This window comes from Geobacillus sp. (genome assembly GCF_017515625.1).
Lineage (GTDB): Bacteria > Bacillota > Bacilli > Bacillales > Anoxybacillaceae > Geobacillus > Geobacillus stearothermophilus.
The window spans coordinates 1-3,035 of sequence record NZ_JAFWFM010000167.1 but is presented as its reverse complement, the minus strand read 5'-3'; the positions used below and the strand labels follow the sequence as shown (position 1 = coordinate 3,035).

2 protein-coding genes and 1 pseudogene are annotated in these 3,035 nt (G+C 51.1%); 2 read left to right on the top strand and 1 reads right to left on the bottom strand.

The features are described from left to right. Window positions 1–453 precede the first annotated feature (453 nt). A complete protein-coding gene (locus IKE44_RS09855) occupies window positions 454–1,221 on the top strand; it encodes a DODA-type extradiol aromatic ring-opening family dioxygenase (protein WP_049625335.1) in 768 nt (255 codons plus the stop codon). Between the two features lie 62 nt (window positions 1,222–1,283). Here the strand turns inward: IKE44_RS09855 and IKE44_RS09850 are convergent, their stop codons facing one another. Continuing rightward, entirely contained in the window at window positions 1,284–2,450 is a 1,167-nt protein-coding gene (locus IKE44_RS09850; protein ID WP_014195544.1) for a HEAT repeat domain-containing protein, read from the bottom strand. Window positions 2,451–2,830: 380 nt separating this feature from the next. Between IKE44_RS09850 and IKE44_RS09845 the strand changes: the two are divergent. Then, window positions 2,831–3,035: pseudogene (locus IKE44_RS09845) on the top strand (IS66 family transposase); the annotation flags it as partial.

Genomic DNA, 3,035 nt, shown 5'->3' with positions numbered 1-3,035 from the left:
TTAAATGGACAAGGAAAAGTTTTGCAAGTGCATAGAATGGCAAAGGATGCTTATGCTACACTAAGGGTAAGGGGATTGGCAAGGGAAGCGGCCCATACACCGTTTTTCGTCGAATCGTCTAGAAAGGCCGACGAGGAATGAAAAAGGCAGCTCATCCCCATTATTTTTTTCAATTAGGGAAGCCTTGTCAGATCTGTCCCCCTTTCTGATGAACTGCCACCGGTTCAAGCAAAAAACAAATTTTTCACCAGCTCTCTAGGAGGTTGGTGATTTACTTGCGCAACCGCTTCTGGAAATCGGTTCTCAAGTAGAAAAAACTTGTTGCATCAGCCTCTATGTTCGCGCGTTCAATCATCGATCAAGTCAAACAGTGGTTTTTCACCAACCTTCTAGAGGCGGCATCAGGCCGCAAAGTGTTGATCTGTCAATATGACTCAAGGGAGGAATGGAACGATGAGATCCCACGCCCTATTTCTCGCTCACGGTTCGCCGATGTTGGCAATCGAAGACAATGCGTATACGGCGTTTTTGAAAAAGCTTGGGGAAGGAATTCGCCCGCAGGCGGTCGTCATCTTTACCGCCCATTGGATGACGCGCCAACCGACGGTTTCGGTGGTTGAGGGGACGTATGACATGATTTATGATTTTTCCGGATTTCCGCGCGAGCTGTATGAAGTGGTGTATCCGGCGCGCGGGTCGGTCGAGTGGGCGGAGCGCGTGCGGGAGCGCCTAGGCGGTGTGGCGGAAGTGGCCGTCGATCGGACCCGGGGGTTGGATCACGGTTCGTGGGTGCTGCTCTACCGCTTATTTCCGAAAGCGGATATTCCGGTTGTGCAGGCGTCGGTCGTGCCGTGGTGGACGCCGAAGCAATTGTTCCAGCTTGGTGAGGCGCTGCGTCCATTGCGTGACGAAGGATTGATGGTCATCGGCAGCGGCGGGACGGTGCACAATTTGATGGCGCTCCGTTGGGAAGGGCATGCGGAGGCGGACGAATGGGCCGTCGCATTTGATGATTGGCTTCTCAGCCGATCCGCCGCCCATAGTGAAGAGGTGTTCGAGTATGAGAACAAGGCGCCGTACGCCAAGCAGGCCGTGCCGACGCCCGAGCATCTCGCGCCGTACTGGATCGCCTACGGGGCCGGCGATCGCGGCGGGGCGCCGCGCGTGTTGTTCCGAGAATATCAATATGGAAGCTTAAGCCTCATGGCTGTGTCTTTTTAAAAGGCCCGCTTCCAACGCCACCGCGTGGGGGCGGGCTGTTTCTTTGAGACAAAGCAGCGTTCTCATTTGCCACAGCACTTTTTATACTTTTTCCCGCTGCCGCACGGACATGGGTCGTTACGGCCGATTTTTCGCTCTTTTCGGCGGTATGGGATGTTGGTCGGCCGCGGAGGTGTTTGCAGCACGGCTTGAAAATGGCGATACCGCTGCTCGGCAATGGCTCTCCACGTTTCCAGCTTCGGGTGATCGATCTCTAGAATCGTATAATAGGCGTACGCGTTCTGTTCGACATCAATCATCCAAGAACGCCCTCGTTTTTCCGCTCTTTTTACATACTGCTCTACTTCTGGGAGCGCCTCTTTATCCAGCTGATGGCAAAGCGCCTCAAAGCAAAATGCTTGGAGGTCATCATCGCGCTGCTTGGAAAAGACTTCTCGCAATACACGCACGGCCTGTTTAGATTTGATGTTGGCGAGCACATGAATAGCGGACAGCGCCGTGTCTTCCTGAAACGCATATGGGCGCACCGCTTCGATCGTTTCTTCACGTTGGAACATCGATAAGGTGGAAACGGCTTGATCAACAAGCACATCACCGTCTTGTTGTTCCAACAGTCGGGCGAGGCGGGGAATATATTCAGCGGCGCCGACGAGCGAGACCGCATACACCGCCAAAATGCCGTCATACGAAAACCAAGGCTGTTGCTCGTTTTTCATCCATGTCAGACCGATATCTTCCTTCGTCATCCATCCGCGTTCAACGAGAATGCGCACGGCTTGCTTGGCTACTAAAAACCAATCGTGATTGTGAAACTCTTCCTCGTGCAAATGCGAAAGCACTGAAAAATAGTGTTCCCATACGTCATCTTCCGTTCCTTCTAAAGCAAGGCGGACAGCTCGCTGCCAAGACCGTGGGAAGTGAGGGAGCAGCTGTTCTCCGTATTTTTCGAGCTGGGCGGCTGGAAACGGGAAAAACCAACGGATGTACTTCGCTGCATCTTTCATGCTCAACAACTGCTCAAGCGCTCGGTCGGTCAACGGCTGTTTGGAGATGCCGTGCAAAATCATCCTCCGTGTTTCTTCGTTGTCCGCCGTTACAGCCTCATCCACCAAACGCTCCACAAGCGCGGCTGGAATATCCGGATACTCTTCGATTGCGTCAAACGCAAACTGGCGGAGGACAGGATGGTCGCTAAACAAATGCGGCTCGATTGTTTGAATAAAGGACATGATCACACCTTCTTTTTTTCTGAAATTTCCCCCCGTCGCTGACAGAATATCGACATTCAACCTCCTCGCGACGGGTTTGCGGGTTCTTCCTTCATACATGGAACACAAGCAGCGGCCGATGCGATGGAAATGGGCAGCCAAAGGAGCTCTTGGTCATTTCAAACATCACAGCATCTCCTCCTCTATCATAGACAAAATCCGCTTGATTTGAAACCGTTTTTCCTTCTCGCAAACTCGCTTGTTTGATATGCTAGAAATGGAAGGAGGTGAAGAGGGTGGAAGAAAAAACGTAACTATTCAGCCACATCATAAAGTGAGCTGAATATTTTCTTCTTTCCTTGTCTATGATGTGAATATTGATAGACAAGGAGGTGAATCGCATGTTGACGGTACAACAAGCTGTATTTACAGTTGAGGGCTTAATCGGCAAAGTTCAACAACAAAAACAGCTCATTCATCAACTCATTCAAGAAAATGAACATTTGCGTCACGAAAACAAACAGCTACGCAAAGAAAATGAACAACTGAAGTACCGTGTTCAAGAGCTGGAAGCACGCACGAAAAAAAACAGCTCCAATAGCCATT